General features: G+C 35.6%; 1 protein-coding gene. It reads right to left on the bottom strand.

Features of this window, described 5'->3' with window-relative positions; genetic code table 11:
* The coding region (locus VB797_RS33885; protein ID WP_323242196.1) for a DUF4114 domain-containing protein at nucleotides 1–1,335 on the bottom strand (1,335 nt) is incomplete at its 3' end.
* Nucleotides 1,336–2,156: the final 821 nt, after the last annotated feature.

Here is a 2,156-nt window from a genome sequence, read left to right as displayed (position 1 = left end):
AGTAACGCTTCCGTCTACTCCCGATAACTTTAATAGCGTCAGTGCTTCCGTCTGTGTATCTAAAGTAAAAGAAAAATTCGTTGTATTTAATACCGCACCATTTGCATTTTCTGCTTGTAGTGTTAAAGTGCGATCGCCATCTTGTAGAGAACCATTATTAATCTGCTCTAACTTCTCCTTATCTAAGGAAAATGAACCATCCGACTTTAAAGAATCTGAGATATCTACTAAACCTTGACTACCATTAAATCCAGCTTTGAAACTACTAACCTGACTCGCATTACTGATACTTCCATTTAAAAACGGATCGTTCGTAACACCATCAGTTTGACTCAAACCAGTATCATTAACTAAACCGACGGTAATTGCACTTGGTTGATCAAAGATATTATTTGTTGCAGCAAAATCGATTAACTCTCCCCCTAATGCAGTTTCATACCAAGGATTATCAGGATTAACTACATCAATCAAAGGAGTTGCTTTACCCGCTGCACCTTTGACATGAAAAATAATATCGTTATAATCTGCGTCAGAGTTTTTATCTAAACGTAAATCTTCAATACCAAACACACCACCATCAGCAGTACCATCCAACAACTGCATCATCTGAGTTGCATTACCGGGGTTTGCTGATGCGATGGAAAATAAAGGACGTTTATCACCATCGATTGCGGGATTATCAAATACATCTTGTACCTTACCTTGGGGAACCAGCATAAAAGCAAAGTTATCCCCAGGATTCATGGAAAAACTTTTAATCCCCGAATAATTACCTGTGTTTTTATCGCTTTCTCCCAATTCTCCGGTAATTTTCGCTCCCTCAGAATCATCAGCGATGACGATATAACCAGACTCAGAATTAGTTAAAGCACGACGTGCAGCTTCTTTTATATATTCTTTAGAACCAGGTGTTAACCCTTCCATCCCCGCAAGACTGAAAACAGCAAATTCACTCTTGTAACTACCTGCATCGAAGAGAAAATCAATAGTGAATTCACCTGTCGCATTAACGGTAAATACCCCTGTTTCCGCTGCTTGGAAAGTTTCACTCAGAGCAGCTTGTGGCTGGAAATTACCAATTAAAGAATCAAAACTACCATCAGCAGCCAAATTATTTAATTCAATCGGAGCAATTTCAGATTCAGATATTTCTCCCGTAAAATCTTTTTCTAACGTAAGGGGAGTAATTTGATTCGATGTAAGCAGTGGATCTTGAAAACTTCCATCCGTACTAGTATCTAAAGTTAGAATATCGTTTTTTAAAAAGATATTACCCGGTTGTGTATCTCCTATATCAAAACCTTCAAAATTTGGTACGAATTCTAGATTATCCATTATTTCCTCATAAATATTATTTGGTTATCGGTTGATAAGATTTCGCCAGCTACAAACTCTCTTCGGTTTATAGGTTTAAGCTGAAAAAAAGTTATAAAGCGACAAATTTTCCGTACTAACAGTGCAATGAAATTGCTCCTTTACCCATTACAGGAAAGGATGTAATATCAGTATTCTCAAATCTTTTATCAGAAGAAAATCAAGATAATATCAGCCAAAACTATAAAGAAAATAATCCAGGCAATTAGATAACATAGTTAAGTAGCAGACATCATAATTACTCAATATCCCCGACAGAATTCGCCAGCAATTTGAATTTTATTTAGCTATATAACAAATCAAAATTTACTTTGATAAGTTTGGTATAGATTACTTATAAATAAAAGTATTATTTTTGACAGTTTACATTTCTTTAATTACTAAAAATAGAGAATAATACTTCTAACAATGAGCCAGTAAATGTAGATGAAGCGGTATTTTTACCCAGCAAACGTTCCTTCAATAATACTTTAATAAAAAGTTTATGAAGGTTAAAAATTCAGAAGCCCTATGCGCCCCAAAAAATTTATTCTTTCTTATTCAAGGTTTTTAGACAAAAAAATCCTGCACGCCAATCAATTACAAAAAGCGCTAGATAAATTGAGCAAAGTAATTTTACAAATTAACTAGAAAATTAACTCAACCACGCATAAAAACTTGGTATCATTTGCTCCAGCTTACGTAATTCACTTTCAGCAACTTCCTCCAACAGCAGCACCGCACACCACCGTCGCTCGGAAGTCCAAGAACATATAGTGGCTTTTACCGCTTCTATACCCCCG

The sequence above is a fragment of the Rivularia sp. UHCC 0363 genome (genome assembly GCF_034931125.1).
In the GTDB taxonomy this organism is placed as follows: domain Bacteria; phylum Cyanobacteriota; class Cyanobacteriia; order Cyanobacteriales; family Nostocaceae; genus Rivularia.
This window is presented reverse-complemented; position numbering and strand designations above follow the sequence as displayed.